The 16976-nt window shown below is 41.5% G+C and carries 18 protein-coding genes and 1 pseudogene; 3 read left to right on the top strand and 16 right to left on the bottom strand.

What is annotated here, in order from left to right; all coding sequences use genetic code 11:
• Positions 1-239: 239 nt before the first annotated feature.
• From AC6I1H_RS11210 to AC6I1H_RS11195, 4 genes and pseudogenes are all read right to left on the bottom strand, one after another.
• A complete protein-coding gene (locus AC6I1H_RS11210) occupies positions 240-1013 on the bottom strand; it encodes a hypothetical protein (RefSeq protein ID WP_497737675.1) in 774 nt (257 codons plus the stop codon).
• A 421-nt stretch (positions 1014-1434) separates the two neighbouring features.
• Positions 1435-1645, bottom strand: a pseudogene (locus AC6I1H_RS11205) (IS110 family transposase); the annotation flags it as partial.
• Positions 1646-1835: 190 nt separating this feature from the next.
• On the bottom strand, positions 1836-2198 hold the full coding sequence (locus AC6I1H_RS11200; protein ID WP_497737674.1) for a sigma factor-like helix-turn-helix DNA-binding protein: 363 nt from the start codon (positions 2196-2198) through the stop codon (positions 1836-1838).
• A gap of 24 nt (positions 2199-2222) precedes the next feature.
• Positions 2223-2483, bottom strand: a complete 261-nt coding sequence (locus AC6I1H_RS11195) for a hypothetical protein (protein WP_497737673.1) — start codon at positions 2481-2483, stop codon at positions 2223-2225.
• A gap of 348 nt (positions 2484-2831) precedes the next feature.
• Between AC6I1H_RS11195 and AC6I1H_RS11190 the strand changes: the two genes are divergently transcribed.
• From AC6I1H_RS11190 to AC6I1H_RS11180, 3 genes are all read left to right on the top strand, one after another.
• Entirely contained in the window at positions 2832-3800 is a 969-nt protein-coding gene (locus AC6I1H_RS11190; RefSeq protein WP_497737672.1) for a hypothetical protein, read from the top strand.
• Positions 3801-3877: 77 nt separating this feature from the next.
• The gene (locus AC6I1H_RS11185; protein ID WP_497737671.1) at positions 3878-5182 is read left to right on the top strand and encodes a hypothetical protein; all 1305 of its coding nucleotides are present in this window, start codon (positions 3878-3880) and stop codon (positions 5180-5182) included.
• 173 nt (positions 5183-5355) lie between these two features.
• Complete coding sequence (locus AC6I1H_RS11180; protein WP_497737670.1) at positions 5356-5982, top strand: hypothetical protein; 627 nt, start codon at positions 5356-5358, stop codon at positions 5980-5982.
• 87 nt (positions 5983-6069) lie between these two features.
• On the opposite strand, the gene AC6I1H_RS11175 is transcribed toward AC6I1H_RS11180, so the two are convergent.
• From AC6I1H_RS11175 to truA, 12 genes are all read right to left on the bottom strand, one after another.
• Positions 6070-7767 (bottom strand): glycoside hydrolase family 13 protein, encoded by a 1698-nt coding sequence (locus tag AC6I1H_RS11175; protein WP_497737669.1) that lies wholly within the window; start codon positions 7765-7767, stop codon positions 6070-6072.
• Positions 7768-7814: 47 nt separating this feature from the next.
• On the bottom strand, positions 7815-8636 hold the full coding sequence (locus tag AC6I1H_RS11170; protein ID WP_497737668.1) for a carbohydrate ABC transporter permease: 822 nt from the start codon (positions 8634-8636) through the stop codon (positions 7815-7817).
• Positions 8633-9502, bottom strand: a complete 870-nt coding sequence (locus AC6I1H_RS11165) for a carbohydrate ABC transporter permease (RefSeq protein WP_497737667.1) — start codon at positions 9500-9502, stop codon at positions 8633-8635. The genes AC6I1H_RS11170 and AC6I1H_RS11165 overlap by 4 nt, the downstream gene beginning before the upstream one ends.
• 105 nt (positions 9503-9607) lie before the next feature.
• Complete coding sequence (locus tag AC6I1H_RS11160; protein ID WP_497737666.1) at positions 9608-10912, bottom strand: ABC transporter substrate-binding protein; 1305 nt, start codon at positions 10910-10912, stop codon at positions 9608-9610.
• An 87-nt stretch (positions 10913-10999) separates the two neighbouring features.
• Positions 11000-12028, bottom strand: a complete 1029-nt coding sequence (locus AC6I1H_RS11155; RefSeq protein WP_497737665.1) for a LacI family DNA-binding transcriptional regulator — start codon at positions 12026-12028, stop codon at positions 11000-11002.
• 194 nt (positions 12029-12222) lie between these two features.
• A complete protein-coding gene (locus tag AC6I1H_RS11150) occupies positions 12223-12408 on the bottom strand; it encodes an S-layer homology domain-containing protein (RefSeq protein WP_497737664.1) in 186 nt (61 codons plus the stop codon).
• Positions 12409-12804, bottom strand: coding sequence for a hypothetical protein (locus AC6I1H_RS11145; RefSeq protein WP_497737663.1), 396 nt, complete (start codon positions 12802-12804; stop codon positions 12409-12411).
• 17 nt (positions 12805-12821) lie between these two features.
• Entirely contained in the window at positions 12822-14000 is a 1179-nt protein-coding gene (locus tag AC6I1H_RS11140; RefSeq protein WP_497737662.1) for a M20 family metallopeptidase, read from the bottom strand.
• Between the two features lie 30 nt (positions 14001-14030).
• Positions 14031-14942 (bottom strand): thioredoxin-disulfide reductase, encoded by a 912-nt coding sequence (gene trxB, locus AC6I1H_RS11135; RefSeq protein WP_497737661.1) that lies wholly within the window; start codon positions 14940-14942, stop codon positions 14031-14033.
• Between the two features lie 387 nt (positions 14943-15329).
• Positions 15330-15719, bottom strand: coding sequence for a 30S ribosomal protein S9 (gene rpsI / locus AC6I1H_RS11130; RefSeq protein WP_497737660.1), 390 nt, complete (start codon positions 15717-15719; stop codon positions 15330-15332).
• A 17-nt stretch (positions 15720-15736) separates the two neighbouring features.
• Positions 15737-16171, bottom strand: coding sequence for a 50S ribosomal protein L13 (gene rplM / locus AC6I1H_RS11125; RefSeq protein ID WP_497737659.1), 435 nt, complete (start codon positions 16169-16171; stop codon positions 15737-15739).
• 65 nt (positions 16172-16236) lie between these two features.
• A complete protein-coding gene (gene truA, locus AC6I1H_RS11120; RefSeq protein ID WP_497737658.1) occupies positions 16237-16968 on the bottom strand; it encodes a tRNA pseudouridine(38-40) synthase TruA in 732 nt (243 codons plus the stop codon).
• Positions 16969-16976 lie beyond the last annotated feature (8 nt).

The following is a 16976-nucleotide window of genomic DNA, read 5'->3' as shown; positions in this document are numbered from 1 at the left end:
ATATCTAGCTACATAAATAGTAGTATAAAAGAATTTTCAAATATAACATTTATTATTTTTCCTTAATCGAGTTTATCATAAATCTAGTTAAAGTCAATAAACATCTTATTTTTACCAAAATAATAATTATCAATTATTAATATAATATAATGTACAATTATTTAATTTATTTTTATATAAGATCCCCCGACTTTTATCGGGGGAATTTAGCTAATTCATATTACATTTTCTTTGGTATATTAAGACCAACCTGGTACGTAATACTCATCAACTGTGGAACCAATTAGGTCAGTTCTCTCTGAATCTCTATAAAAGTAAGTGTAACATTTTTCTGCTCTCGGAAGTGGTGGATCAGTTCCAATAATATATTTATAATAAACATACTTTCTGTAATATACAGTTGGAATTGACTCTAATATAATTATTTCTGCTATTGCTTGGATTCCTGCCAAAGTACCTGCAGCAGCAGGTCCTCCAAGATAAGTAGCAGCAGCTTGAGTAAGTATAGCGACAACTACACTAAATGTATATTTAGTTATTTTACTGCTACCATTATAGCTTGTGGAAAATGTCCATGGTGTCAAATCGGAACTAGGCGTTACAATGCTTTCTATTTTCTTCGCACTATCATTTGCGTTTACTGGTTCTAAACTTATTATATCCACAGTAGAAGTACCATCTTTAATTGTTGTTACCGCTATAGCATCACCTTGCCTCTGGACTTTTGTTGTAAACTCAGATAACAAAACATATTCATTAGATTGTTTCTTTTGATAAATCTTAGTTTCAATAACGCTCATATCAGAATTTGTATTTTCGATAACTTTATAAGACTCACCGTTTTCGTCATAAGTATATTCAGTGTGATTTAAATCTATACTAATAAAACGGAAATTCGTTTTACTATCAGATTCATATTCATTAGATGCTGCAACTTTATAAGGTACGCTAGAAAAAAGCAACGCCATAATTATTAATAAACTGGTAACTTTTCCCATAAACTTGAAATACATCTATAAACCTCCTATCTCAATATTTTAAGATTAGCTTTATAGCTCTTTTTTTTATAGATTTTAAATAATAGCAGTAGTCGTAGCTGTGGATATGTGGGCAACGTAAAGCGTTGTCCAAGCAGCTGTGGGCCTTGTGGGTAACCCGAAGGGTTATCCATCAAGTCCACAACTGCGGCATATCCACAGCTATAATATTTTATTTAAAGTTATGTCCTGGTGAGACCCACACCATTTTACCCTCGGCTACCCTATTAGTCTTTCGGGGTCATGGCCCTTAGCAACATTCCTTCGTTCTGCCTTATGAGGGCAGGTGGGGCTGCAACGATACTTGTATACGGGGTCTATGCCCTTATAGAGGATTACAGCATACCCCACCCAGGACTTTTTGACTTTAGATTTTAAACTGCTTGTTTAATCTGGTTTATATACGGTATTCTCCCAATACTTTTTGAGGATCATAGTATTCTTCTGGCAAGGCCAAACATGATTCTTAATAATTTGAGAGAAATCGCTATTAATGCCTGCTTTTTTTTGAGGGGGTTTTGAGGCCTGTGGAGAAAGTGGTGGTATAAGGCTTTAAAGCATTGGTTCTTGGCTACTAATGTCATGCTTGCTTGATAGAGGATGTTTCTTGTAATTTTTATTTTAGAATTCAACCTGGGATATTAACTTTATATATAACCGCTCAACGGAACCACCCTCTTTCCCTAAATTTTTCCCTCTACTATATAAAATTACATCTACACCTCAAAATAACAACCTCTCGTACAAAAAAAATAAAAAAATATTTTAGTTTTTAAATTCGTTTAATATGGCATGGATTTAATCGTCCTTCATCTTCCAATACTCATCCTTTAAATACTCTTTTCTCAATTTCTCCAATGCTCTCTTTTTTCCCTTATGTACTGCTTGGCGGGATATCCCAAACTTCTTGGCTGTTTCGGCTTCGGTGTAGACAAGTAAAATTGTATTTATGATTATTGTCTTTTCTTTTTCTGTTAGCTTTTTTGATAATTTTTTCTCAACTTCCATACTACTGCAGATTTCTTCAGACATATCAGCATTTTCATCTGCTACCTGATCTATCATCTCTTCTTCATTGTCATCATAAACAGGGCAATTAAGAATAGGCAATTGTGTTTTATTATATGTTTCATATTTATCGGCAAGACGTTCAACGGCCATATTTTATGGAGTTTTTTACCCATATTACAAGATTTGCTTCCAATAAATTCCATATTGCTGATAAGGCTTGCATTTTTCTTCAAGCAGTTTATCCAGTTCCTCGATTTGTTCGCTAATGAACGCAAGATGTTCCAGAACCATTTGCAGCATCATTGCATGGTGTTTGTCCATTTTTCCATTCAAAGCTTCCATAAGCTCCGGAATCTTTCTGCGAAGTTTTCCTTTAGCAAGTTGAGCCAGTTCTTCAGGATCTGCTTCTTCGGGGTTTTCGATAAGAGCTTTCATAATGGCTGTTCCGGATGCACCGAAGATATCTGTTGCAACGCAGTGCCGGGCTTGCCCGGCGTGGAGGTTGGTATAGATTTAAGTTTTTCATATAACTTTTTACACTACCGTACCTCTCATATAAAAGACGAAAAAATACAAAAAAAGTTCTATTTTTTTAAAAAAATTTTTTTAGAAAAGTGGATTTTCATGGAATAATTTTTGAGGCTCGATGTCTTTATTTATAGTAGAAAGGTAATTTATGGGAAAGATGGTGGTTCCCTTGAGCTATTTAATGTAAGTTTAATAAGTTCGTTGTTCTTAGATCAAAAAAGTTGCTAATAAAATAAGCTTTAGGAGGATTTTATCATGACTAAATTCAAACTGGTAATATTAATTGGGTTGTTGATTTTATATTCTAGTTTTTCTTTTGCCTTTGCTGAACAATATAATACGATTTATGCAACCGATGAAGAATTTATCGAAGATTTATCTATAAATGCTATTAAAAAAGCTGACCCAAAAGAAGCAGAAAACTCCATAAAAAATGCTGAGAAGGAAAAACATGTTCAAGAATTTATTCTGCAAGAGCAAAAATATGGAAAATTGGGTCAAAAACTTGTTGATGCTTACGGTACAGATTATACCAGATATGCAACTTATGTCCCTGTATACCCTCAGATAACAGCATATTATTGCGGCCCAGCTACTGCCCTTCAAACCATCTATAATTGGCATTACTCCGAGTATGATAGATATGAAGAATTTGATGAAAAGTTGAAATCAGTGCCGGTCAGTTCAAAGAGCCTATGGTGGTATAAAACATGTTGTAAGGACGGAGATTATGATAACACAAGCAAAAGCAATTGGGCTCATCCAGATTCGACTGAACATACATGTTATAAAAAATATACTGACCAACAGGTTACTTTGGCCGATGATATAGGAACAACAATGAAAGGTTCATCTATTTATGACGTACGAGATGCGATAAATAAATATGTTCCCGACGATTATTATGGTGCAGTTGCTATTAAAGAAAATTCAAGTTCAAAAACATCATTAAAAAGAAAGATTAAAAGAGATCTTAATTACGACCATGCTGTAGTATTTTTAGTTCAAACAAAATATTTAGACCGATACAAAAAAAATACAAATCATTTTATATCGGGATGGAAATACCTGGATTATGAAGATTTCGATAAAGATAAAATAGGCCTGGCTGATTGTCACTATGATTCCACCTACGGCGGTAAATATACGGAAGACTTTAATGATGTCTTTGAAGCCTTATATGAATACTATAATTCGGTTGGTGTAGCCAATTTAATATGGTAAAGCCCTTTGGGCATACATTTTAATTGTATGCCCCCTCATCTTTTAAAATATTGTAATCCATCAAGGGGGTATGGCTCATGTCTAAAAAACATATATTATCAATTGCTATCGTTATAGCAGCAATTTTAATAAGCTCTACCATATATTTTAATTTTTACCAGAACAGACCTCATGATTCAATAATAGGCAGTATAAAAAACTATATAAAGACAGCTAAAAAAGAAAGGCTTGTTCAGGAATTCTTAAAAGATGAACAAATAAATTCAAATAAGACGGAGATTTCTACTGATGACAGCGAGGTTAAAAATGTTGTCAAATACAATAAGATGGCAGAAGAAGCCGACCCCGGATCTTTGAATATCACTATACAATATTTTAAAACAAGGACAGATGACGTTTCAATGCCTAGCGTTTATCAAAACCGGGTGGTTTATAATAACGTTCCTACTATAAGAAACCGAAAATATAAAACTGACTTTATAAGTTTACTTGACATAAATACCATGAAAGAAGACATTATTTATACACATGATTATTCCGAAGAAATAGATGACACTTTAAGCGGAAAAAACTGGATATTCTGGGTTGAAGGTGTTATACCCACTCCATGGAAGATCCAAGCTTACAATCTCACTACCAAAAAGATAATTACATTGCGTGATAGTGAAAAATCTCCTTATAGTCAGGATTTGCTGGCCAGGATAAATAATGACGGTGATACGATAATATGGATAGAGAGTTACACAGATAGCGACAATCACCGCCATTTCATCATTTACACATACGATTTCACTAACAACAAAGTGGTGGAAATCGCCAGAATGAACCATCTAAAGGATCCATATACCTTTCTTCAAGTAAAAGATGGTTATGTCGCCTTCCCCGATATCGTTAATGAAAAATGGGTAGTTAAAGTTGCCAGCTTATCGGATGGAACTATAAAAGAAGTTTTTTGCGGCAAAAAGCATCCTAAATATTCATGTTTTGATGGGAATATATTAATTTATAAAGAAGATGACGATGGGGATTTCGAAGAGGAAAATCTTTTTCTCCATAACTTTAAGACAGGCGATAAAATATTAATAGATAATGATGTAAACTATGCCACTATCTGTGACGGCAATGTTATCTACAGCAAGGACTACAGTGAGGATTTTAGAAGCACAAAGCTAATCTATAAATACATAACAGAAAAAAACATAAAGGTATGCCTCACAAAAGATGAACTCGATAAAGGATATGATTATATACAGTGGTTTGGCTGTTACAAAGATACTATAGTAGGAGTAGCCGATAAAAATTTATATAAAAAAGATAAAAATAATGAATATATCAGCAGTGAACGCCAGGGCGTATATATCTCTATTATAAAAGTGGAGTAAGCATAGTGAGCGAATGGAAAAAGCTGTATCCATTTCAGCCGCACTTGTAATCTGTTCATTTAGAGGCTTTGCAAACATCAATTAACCTTATCATAAAATAACCACAAACATTATATTAAAACAGTTGTTGTCCTTACACGAATATGGTAAAATTAATCAGGGGAGAGGATGTGATGAGTATGCCGATGGAGGATTTATCAAAAGCCAAAAGGGAAATTGCCAGTGGAACCGAGTCAAACGAAACTAATATGGCAAAAATAAGCGAAATAGCATATTTTTATCTTTCGCAACAGATAAATGATTTAAGGGATAGAACCGATTCAAAAACGGAGTTGTTAAGGACAGAACTGAAACAAGAAATAAATTCCGTAAAAACAGAACTAAATCAAAAAATAGAGTCCGTTAGAAACGAATTAAAACGAGAGATAGATTCCGTTAAAAACGAATTAGATCAAAAAATAGATTCCGTTAGAAACGAATTAAAACACGAAATAAATTCCGTAAAAACAGAACTAAATCAAAAAATAGACTCCGTTAGAAACGAATTAAAACAAGAGATAGATTCCGTTAGAAACGAATTAGATCAAAAAATAGATTCCGTTAGAAACGAATTAAAACAAGAGATTCTTACTTTAAATAATAAGTTTGAGCAACTACATTCGGAAGTAAATCAAATCAGAGAGTCTGCGCATCAAACAAATGTAATGATAATCGTCACCCTCATCGCCGTTATTCTTTCACCATTAATAATACCCTCTATTCAACGCTGGATAGGTTTGTTAAAATATTTGTTAAAATAATACAATAAATATAGTCGGCAGCTCACCGCTAAAGGTGGGCTGCCGGAATGCCAAGAAGTAGGCAACGTATCCGTCCCCTTGTCACTGTCACTGTCCGCGATATAATGCAAACACTTCCCACGGCTTTACAGTAATCCTGTTTGAAATGCTCAATCGTTCATCATAATTTTTCAATAATATTTCATATCCGTCAAGCTGGCCGTCAAGCTCGATTTCCCTAGTCTTTCCGCTGAAATTGCCCACAACAATAAGGCGTTCATCCTCGAATGTTCTCATGTAAGCAAAAATATCCTCATCATCAGGAAACAGCAGGTTGAAATCTCCTTCGGTGATAATTTCCATTTCCTTCCTGAGCCTGATTAACTTCTGGTACCAATAGTATATGGAATCCGGGCTTTTTCTGTCTTTTTCGGCATTGATTTCTTTATACCGCGGATTTACTTTCAGCCAGGGTCTTGCCGATGAAAATCCTGCGTTTTCCGAATCATCCCACTGAAACGGTGTGCGGGCATTGTCGCGGCCTTTCTTATGTACCGCTTCCATAAATTCATCATGTGTCATTGTCTTTTGTTCCTGCACAATTTCTCTGTATGCATTGTGTATTTCGATATCATTATAGTCTTCAAGGTTGTATCTGCAATTTGTCATGCCTATTTCTTCTCCCTGGTAAATAAAGGGGGTGCCCTGCATGAGATGCAGGATGCAAGCAAGCATCTTTGCGCTCTTTACTCTGTATTGCCCATCATCGCCCCACCTGGAAACAATCCTCGGCTGGTCATGGTTGTTCCAGTACAGGCTGTTCCAACCCTTTTTATACAGCGTTTTTTGCCATTTTTCAAATACCTTTTTGAGCTTGGGCAAATTCAGTTTAGCAATATCCCACTTGCCGTTCATGGAACCTGGCGCGCTGTCGATCTCCATATGTTCAAACGTGAATATCATGTTTAGTTTGTGTTCCTCGGGCGCGGTATAGAGAATCGCTTCTTCTGCCGTGGTAAACGGCGCCTCACCAACCGTTACGCAATCGTAGCGTGAAAAAACTTCACGGTTCATTTCCCTCAAAAACTCGTGTATCCTTGGGCCCCTTGCATACATGGGGCTTATTACATATTTTTCTCCATCCCGGCTCGGAAAATCCAAAAATGAGGTATGCTTGGAGTAAAGATTGCATGTATCGATTCTCCAGCCGTCGACACCCATTTGCATCCACCAGTTCATCATGTCATATATCTTTCTTCGCACAAGATCATTTTCCCAGTTTAAATCCGGCTGATTTTTAGAAAACAGGTGAAGATAAAACTGCTCAGTATTTTCATCCCATTCCCAAGCAGATCCTGAAAAAAATGACCCCCAGTTGTTAGGTGGAATGGGTTTTCTGTTATCATCGTACCCTCTTGCGTCACGCCAAATATAAAAATCTCGATAAGGGTTATCCCTGGATTTTCTGGATTCTTTAAACCATATGTGTTCATCCGACGTATGGTTTACCACCAGGTCCATCATCACTTTAATGCCTCGGCGGTGGGACTCTTGTAAAAGCTGCTTCATATCGTCAAGCGTTCCGAAAGGGGGATAAATCGTAAAATAATCGCTTATGTCGTATCCGTTGTCAGCCTGCGGCGATGCATAAACCGGATTGAGCCATATAATATCAACTCCAAGTTCCTGCAGGTAGTCAAGTTTTTCAATAATTCCGCGCAAATCTCCTATGCCATCGTTGTTGGAATCCTTAAAGCTTTTGGGATATATCTGGTATACAACTGATTTTTTCCAAAAATCTGCCATTGTTTCTACCCCTCTTGTTGAATTTTTTTATTTTAAAAAAAGAAGAACTATTGTTTGACCGCTCCGGCCGTAATGCCCTTTATTATCTCCTTCTGTGCCAGGAAATAGAATATTATCACCGGAATGATTACCATGGTCAGGCCTGCCATCGCAAGGTGCCACTGTTTGGTGTACTGCCCGAAGAAATAAAATATCATGATGGGCAGTGTCTCCATCCCTTTTTTGTTGATTACAAGCGAAGGAAGCAGATAATCGTTCCATATCCAAATTATATTCAATATCGCCACCGTCACCGTGGTGGGCTTGAGGCTGGGAAAAATAATCATCCAGAATGCCTGGAATCTGCTGCATCCGTCAATGATCGCAGCTTCATCCAGCGACCTGGGTATGGATTTTAAAGCGCCGTGATAAAGGAATATGGCAAGGGGCGAGCCAAAGCCCAGATACATAAATACAAGCCCAATTCTGTTGAGCATATGCACCCTTCCAAATTCGGCCACAAGCGGCAGCATTACTGTCTGGAACGGTATCAGCATAGCTGTTGCAAAAACGAGAAACAGCACCGTGCTCGATTTGCTTTTGACACGCTCCAGGGCATAAGCCGCCATGGACGAAAAAATGCATATCACAGCGACACTTGCAACGGTTATAATCAGGGAATTGAAAAATGTCGTGGCAATGTTGAGCTTTTCTGCTGCCGTGATATAGTTGTCAATCACCCATTTTGACGGCAGCCCCATAGTATTAATAAAAATGTCTCTCTGGGTCTTAAATGAATTGATCAGCACAATATAAAACGGGAACATCCATATGATTCCCAAAATCAAACCGATTGCGGCAAGAAATGCCTGCCCTGTTTTTCTGGTCATAACTCCACCTCCCGTTTCTTGTTGATGTACACCTGGGTAAGCGAAAATGTTGCAACTATTACGAGGAATATAACTGCCTTTATCTGTGCATATGCCATCATGCTCTCGCCAAATGCAGTTTGATATATATTGAGCGCAACCATCTGTGTCATGTTCCCGGGGCCGCCGTTGGTCAAAGCAAGGTTCTGGTCGAACAGCTTGAAACCGTTTGACAGGGTGATAAATAGATTTATGGTAAATGCCGGCGCAATAAGTGGGAATATTATATGCCTGAACCTCTGGAAGGGTGTGACGCCATCGATTTCTGCAGCCTCCAGCAATTCCTCGGGTATGCTTTCGATAAACGCAATATAAATTACCATGACATATGCTCCCATCTGCCACACAGCAAGTATTACCATCCCCCAGAACCCTGTATTCGGGTCGGCAAGCCAGCCGCTGAAGGCTTTTATGCCCGTAAATCTGGAAATCGAATCAAAAATGTCCACAAAAATAAACTGCCAGATAAAACCCAAAATGAGCCCGCCTATAAGATTTGGCATGAAGAATATTGTCCTGAGGGCATTTTTGCCCTTGATGTTGCGGGTAACCAGCATTGCAAGGGCTAATCCAACGGTATTTACAGCTATGACTGATACTGCGGAAAATTTTGCGGAAAACAGCAGCGAATGCCAGAACAATTTGTCATCCTTCAGCCTTGCATAGTTTTTCATTCCTATAAAGGTGGGATTGTTTATACCGGTCCAGTCCGTGAAGGAATACCATATCCCAATTGCAAGCGGTATGAAAACGACAATAACAAGCGAGACGAGACATACAGCCAGAAACATCCAGTACCATGCATTTTTGTTTTTTCTCTTTTTCATATGCAGGCATTCCCCTCTTTTTCTGAACGAATGGCCACAATATGAGGACGTGCGGTTTCGGCACGCCCTCTGTTAAATAAGCCTTTGATTATAATTATTTTATAATTATTTTCTTGCCTCTGCCCACGTCTTTTTGGCGTTATCAACCAATTTATCCCATTCGAGCTGGCCGCTTACATAAAGCTGAATATCCTGGCCAAGCTTGTTCATCCCCCAACCGTCCGGGTATCCCATAAACACCCAGTTGATAGCTTTCCCCTGGCTGGCTGCCGCCAGAACCTGTTTTCCCAGAGGGTCGCTTACAGCATCCGAAGGATAGCCATTGTAAGCCGGGATGAATTTGAACTGCTCCATAACTATCTTCTTGCCTTCATCGGACAGATAAAGCCAGTCAATAAAGTCTTTTGCGGCCGCAAGCGTGTTTGGATCCTTGTTTTTGTTAAAAGCCCAGTACATGGGGACTCCAACGGGATAGCAGTCTTCTTTGTATCCGTAAACAGGATACGGAAGCATGCCTATCTTGTTCTGTGCAAAATCGGCATCCATCTTGCTCAGGTCAGGGAAAACCCAGTTGCCCTGCTGGATAATTGCAACCCTGCCGGTGCCGAAGAGCTTTTGAACCTGCGCTGCATAATCAAGGCTCGCGGTGGGCTGTACTGAATATTTGTTCTGGAGGTCAAGCATCTTTTTCATGGCATCCTGGTATTTAAAATCTATGGTCTTGGCGTTGAACGCTTTCATTATGTCCCCGTCAAATTCCGGGGAGAAAAAGGCGTTTGACATATGAAGCCCGGTTACCCATGTTTCCTTTGCAGGAAGGGCAAATACCGCATCTATGCCGAGCTTTGACTTATTTGCATCAAGCGTTTTTACCGCCTCTTCAAGCTTTTCAAAAGTATTGATATCTTCTGCCTTTATACCGGCCTTGGTAAATATATCCTTGTTGTATATCAGCCCATACCCTTCGATGTTGTAAGGAAGCCCGTACGGCTTGCCGTCGATCGTAACCCCGGTCAAAAGGCCCGGAAGAGCCTGGCCGGCTGCCTTTGTGTCCGACACATCTGCAAGCTTATCCTTCCAAATAGCAACATCCTGCGGGCCGCCGACATTGAATACCGCCGGCTCTTCCCCTGAATTGAATTTTGCCTTCAAAGCGGCTCCGTAATCGGTTCCACCGCCTACTGTAGTAACATTAATAGTCACATTTGGATGAGATTCGGTATACTTTTTTGCTGCGGATTCAAAAGCGTCTTTAAACTCCACCTTAAACTGGAAGACGTCCACTGTCACCTTTTCAGCCTGTGCAGCATTTTTCGATTCGGTATTCGCAGTCTTGCCCCCGCCGGAACAGCCGGAAAGCAAATAAACCGCCAGCACCAGTGTAAAAATCAAGCACATTAACCTTTTCATGCTTCTCCTCCTCTTTTTTTATGATTTTTGATCTCATCAGTCATGCTCCATTCCCAGAACCCGAAAGTAAAGCATGCGCGATGAGATCTACGGCAGCCGGTTTAAAATCGTCGAATCCCTGACCAAAAGCCTGAAATCAACCCTTATATTTTTGATATCAACGGAATCACCCGAGAGAATTCGGCATATTGTTTCGGCAGCTTTCCTTCCAAGCTCAATTGAATTCACCGATATCGAAGTAATCGGCGGAATTGAAAGCCTGTTGTAAAGGCTGTCATTAAAACTGGCAACAGCGATATCATCGGGTATGTTCAATTTGTTTTGACGAATGCTATCCATTATCCCGGCACAGACTGTGTCATCGGTGATAATTACTGCATCGGGACGCCTTTTAAGCTGCAGCAGCTCGGACATGGCCTCATAAGCCTTCCTGACTGTATCTATATCGAGCCTGACATACTCCTTGCGAAGCTCTGCGCCGTTTGATTCAATACACTTTTCATACCCTCTGAGTCTCTCCATAGTATATACGAAATTGCTCCCGCCCCCGATAAATGCGATATTCCTGCGATTTTGCCCGAGGATGTGTTTCGTAAGTTCAAAGGCCGCACCAAAGTTGTCATTGTCAACCGAATATACATCGTCATATTCTACAGAGGTCCCTATAAGTACAAAAGGGAATTTGCTCTCGTGCAAAAATCTGATGCTCTGATCTTTTATATGTGACCTCATAAGAATTACCCCATCGACCTTACGGCTTGCCACGAGCTCCTTCAGCGCTGTGACTTCGTTCGGCCTTCCGGATGATATCAATACGTCGTATCCATTATCTGACACAACTGTGGATATGCCTCTCAATGCCTCCTGGAAAAATGTTGTGGAGTAAAACTCGTCATCCGAATCTGGTATCACAATGCCTATAGAATTTGAACGGTTTCGCGCAAGGCTCGTGGCTATGGCATTGGGCCTGTAACCCATTTCATCGACTATTTTCATAACTTTCTGCCTTGTTTTCTCGCTTATCCTTTTGTTTCCCGAAAGAACCCTCGACACGGTCGATTCGGAAACTCCGGCCGCCATTGCAACGTCTCTGATTTTTATCTGCTTATTTGACAATAAAATCAGCCCTCATTTCGTATATAACATGGTCAATTAAATTTTGTGCAACCGCTTGCACAACCTATAATAATTATACAACTTTGATTTCAAAGTTGTCAAGACTGAAATTTTTCTGATATATTAATAAAAAGTGGCTACAAAGCAAAAACTGCCGGACAATTTCATACTGCCGGCAGCATGGCATAACAATTTTACCTTGATTCAATAAACTTACTCAATCTGAACATAACGGTTGCCGTTTCTGCGCGCGTCATTGAGTTTTTGGGCCTGAAGCTGCTGTCAGGGTAACCCGTTATAATGCCGCAACTTGCAACTTTATTTGCGCTGTCTCTTGCCCATTCGGAAATCACGGTTTCATCGCTGAAATCAAATTCCACCTATGCTTTGCCTTGCCCAGTGATTCGATATATCTTTAATTTTAATCCTGTTTTCCATAATGCTTTTGTTCCCGGTTGAATCAACGTGTTGTTCCTCTGCGACTTCTGAATTTGCAACCGTATCTGCTGCAGTACTTTCGCCGGAAGACAATTGGCGCTTTTGCTTTTGTTTTTCTTGCTTCCACTTGAAGTGGAATATGACGCCAATTCCACATCAAAAAGCTCTTCATCGCTGTACCACTGCAGCCTTTTAACCAGTTCCGCCCGCTTTTCCTGAAACACCGTTTTTTCACTGGATGTAGCTGTCCCGTTTTTTACCTTTGTCTTCAGCTCGAAAAATTCTTCCGGATAAACCTCTGGTTTACCGTCATCATTGTTGATATTTATGCGCCCCAAGGTTTCATCAACAACCTCTACAGGGAGGGGGTAATTGCTTTTGCGAATTCTTGTTTTGCTTTTTTCAGCAGCTCTGGTTTTTCGGCAAGTTCCACCGCTGTCATTGCCATTGCTTTTGTCGAAAGGAGGGCGGCTTTTTTCCCCTGTTCGGAACCGGCAGCCCGGCAAAACTCGATGGAGTGCGGAGCCACATTTTTCTCGGCTATGGCAATATGAGGGTGTATAGCTGGAACCACCTGGCTCACATTTCCCATATCCGTAGATCCTATGCCTTCTTCCTCATCGCTGATGTCGGTGTAGCCGAGCTCGTTCAGGTTCTGTTTGAACATATCCGCCATGGTCCTGTTTGTGATAAGGTTATCGAAGGGCAGTTCAAAATTCTCATATGAAAGCTTCGCTCCGGTGGCGAGCTCGGCTGCCCTGGCGCATGCAATAACCTTCTCTTTGACTTCCAGCATGTATGCCTTTTCTTTCGCCCGCACGTAAAACCGTGCCACGGCTCTGTCGGGTATGATGTTGGGAGCCTTACCCCCATCGGTTATTATACCGTGAATTCTGACGTCGGATTTAAGCTGCTGCCTGAGGGCATTTATGGCGTTGAACAGCATTATGACGGAATCCAGCGCGTTTATGCCCATATGGGGGGATGCTGCAGCATGAGCTGCTTTGCCGGTGTATGTGAATTCTATAGCTTCCATGGCAAGGGATGTGGCATAAGCGGTAGTCCTGTTTCCGGGGTGTACCATCATGGCGGCATCAACTCTGGAAAATATCCCCTTTTGAACGAGAAGCACCTTTGCGCCGTTAGTTTCCTCCGCAGGGGACCCTACCAGCATCACTTCTCCCGCAAGATCATCTCCCAGGCTTCCAAGAGCCGCTGCAGCCCCGAAGCTTGCTGCGGCTATGAGGTTGTGACCACAGGCGTGGCCTATCTGGGGAAGGGCGTCGTATTCAGCCAGAAACGCTATGGTAGGTCCCGGCTTGGCTCCTTTCTTTGAAGCGATAAAAGCCGTCGGAAGCCCCTCTACATCTTCGATTATAAATCCATATTTTGCTATCTTTTCTCTCAGGAGTCTGGAAGCCTTGAATTCCTGATTGCCCAGTTCCGGATTTTTATGGATTTCGTCGGCCACTTCAAAGATGTCTTCCTTTAATTCGTCCGCCAGTAATACAGCTTTTTCCTTGATCTTTTCCAATTCGAAGACCCCTTTCTGATTCAAGAGAGTCTAAAGACTCTCCAGATATTTTCCCGCCTCCACTGCGGCTATGGCTCCGTCGGCTACGGCCGTCACAACCTGACGCAGGGACTTTTGCCTGATATCCCCCGCCGCAAACAGGCCGGGCACGCCGGTACCCATGTTTTCATCGGTTATTATATAACCCTGTTCATTCAATTTTACCAGGTCCTTTACAAAAGACGTATTGGGCACGTAACCGACGGCTACAAAGATTCCCTTAACATGCACCGGGGTTCTGTCACCGGTCTTTACGTTTCTTACAATAACTTCCTCCACAGTATCCTTCCCTTTTATTTCCTCAACCGCCGAGTTCCATATAAACTTTATTTTTTCATTTTTGAATGCCCTCTCCTGCAGGATTTTTGTCGCTCTAAGCTGATCCCTGCGGTGCACTACCTGCACGCTGCTGGCAAACCTGGTGAGGTAAAGCGCTTCTTCAATGGCGGTATCTCCTCCCCCCACCATCATGATGGGCTTGCCTGTGTAAAAAGCTCCGTCGCAGGTGGCACAGTAAGATACTCCCCGGCCGGTATATTCCTTCTCGCCCTTCACCCCCAGCTTCCTGGGCTCGGCGCCCGTGGCAAGGATTACGGTCTTTGCCTCTAAGGTTTCACCCTTTAACTGAATGATAAATTTTTCATCCTGTTTACGGATATTTTCTACATCACCATTCAAGAATTCGGCCCCAAATTTTTCCGCCTGAGATTTCATTCTGTCGGTGAGCTCAGCGCCCGCTATACCCTCATTGAAACCCGGGTAGTTTTCAATGCGGTCGGTGATAGCCGCCTGACCTCCGGGATACATTTTCTCAACTATAACCGTGGACAGCTTCGCTCGGGCGGCATATATGCCTGCTGAAAGCCCCGCCGGGCCGGCCCCGATAATAGTAACATCGTACACAAAAATTCCTCCATTTCCTGTACTTATATTTAATTATATAAATATAATAATATATCTCTACTTGTTTTTCAATCCTTAATCCTTATTATATCCTTATCCCAACAGTGTTAAAATCATATATTGATTAAATCTCACAAAATCTTTCCATATATCAGCGAGTCCTTCTTTATCATTCTATCATTTCTTTTTATTTAATCAACCACTTCTTTTTTATTTTGGCCAACCATGCAGGAAGCAGGCGGCAGCACCTAGAAAACTATGTGCCCCTCGAAGTGCAGCCACAAGTCCTGGAACATCAAGTTAAACGGCTGCTTTAAGCTGATGACGCCTGCCGGTTACTAAAACAATTTAGTCGGTTAAAAAAAAAAGAAGGACTCTGTCCTTCTTTTACCTCTTGGAGAACTGCGGAGCGCGGCGGGCTTTCTTGAGGCCGTATTTTTTGCGTTCCTTCATCCGCGGGTCTCTTGTCAAAAATCCTTCTTTTTTGAGCACCGGCCTAAATTCGCTATCTATCTTTAAAAGGGCCCTGGCGATGCCGTGCCTCACGGCGCCGGCCTGGCCGGTGAAACCGCCGCCTTTTACGCTGGCTATGACATCGAACTTGCCTGCTGTATTTGTTACTTCCAGAGGCCTTCTAACATCCACTTTCAACGTCTCAAGCCCGAAATATTCATCCATGGGCTTTTTGTTAATTATTATCTTACCGCTGCCCGGCATCATCCAAACTTTGGCAACGGATGTCTTCCTTCTTCCCGTAGCAAGAACTGCCTGTTTCATTGCTCTCCTCCTTCCTGTTAAATGTCAACGGATAATGATTTCGGCTGCTGAGCCTGGTGAGGATGTTCCGGTCCTTTATAAACCCTCAGTTTTTTAATCATGCGGCGGCCCAGGGAGTTGTGCGGAAGCATACCCCAAATAGCCTTATAGACGGCTTTCTCGGGGCTTCTCTTCATGAAGCTCCTGTAGGTTTCAGACTTGATGCCGCCGGGATACATTGAATGATATATATATAGTTTCTTATCCAGCTTTTTTCCTGTAAGCCGCACTTTATCCGCATTCACTATTATCACATGATCGCCTGTATCCACATGGGGAGTAAAGGTGGGTTTGTGTTTTCCCCTTAAAATCATGGCCACTCTCGCTGCCAACCTCCCCAGAGGTTTGTCCGTGGCGTCTATTACAAACCAGTCTCTTTTTACTTCTTCCTTCTTTGCCATGAATGTGCTCATCATTTTCCCTCCTCGTCTAGACCATAGAATAATTTTATTATACGCTAAATCCTGTGTCAAGCCCGCTAATAAACCACTCTCAAAAGGCATAATCCCTGAGGCGGAAGGGTTCTGCCCGCCCTTGCTCTGTCACCGGATTCGATAATGGATGCCACCTCTTCGGGGCAAATCTTGCACAGCCCCACATCCAGCAGCGTGCCCGATATGATTCTTACCATGTTATACAAAAATCCGTTGGCCTCAACTTCAATCTTAATCAGATCCCCTGTGCGGTCAACTTCAAGGCGAAAAATTTTCCTCACGCAAGTCTTTACAGGGCTTCCCTGCGCTCTGAATGCCGAAAAATCATGAACCCCCAGGAAATATCTGGTCGCCTGTTTCATTGCGTCGATGTCCAGCCGCAGCGGAAAAAAGTATGCATATTTTCTAAGGAGCGGCGACGGAAATGGAGCATTATAGATGGTATAGGTATAAACTTTGGCCTTTGCCGAAAGCCTTGCGTGAAAATCTTCCGGAACCGCCCGGGCTCTTTTTACCGCAATATCGTCCGGAAGCCGGCTGTTTATGGCGTAGGGCAGTTTTTCCAGCGGTATGCGGGTGTTTGTTTTGAAATTGGCCACCTGCCCCAGGGCATGCACCCCTGCATCGGTTCTCCCCGCTCCGATGACCCTGACGTTTTCCCCGGTTATGGCATTTATTGCCTCTTCCAGCACTTGCTGCACCGAGCGGGCGTTTTTTTGCCTCTGCCAGCCGTGATAATCAGTTCCGTCGTATTCCAGGAGTATCTCCACATTCACGAAACTCA

It is taken from the genome of Biomaibacter sp. TOL (genome assembly GCF_059717795.1).
This window is presented reverse-complemented; position numbering and strand designations above follow the sequence as displayed.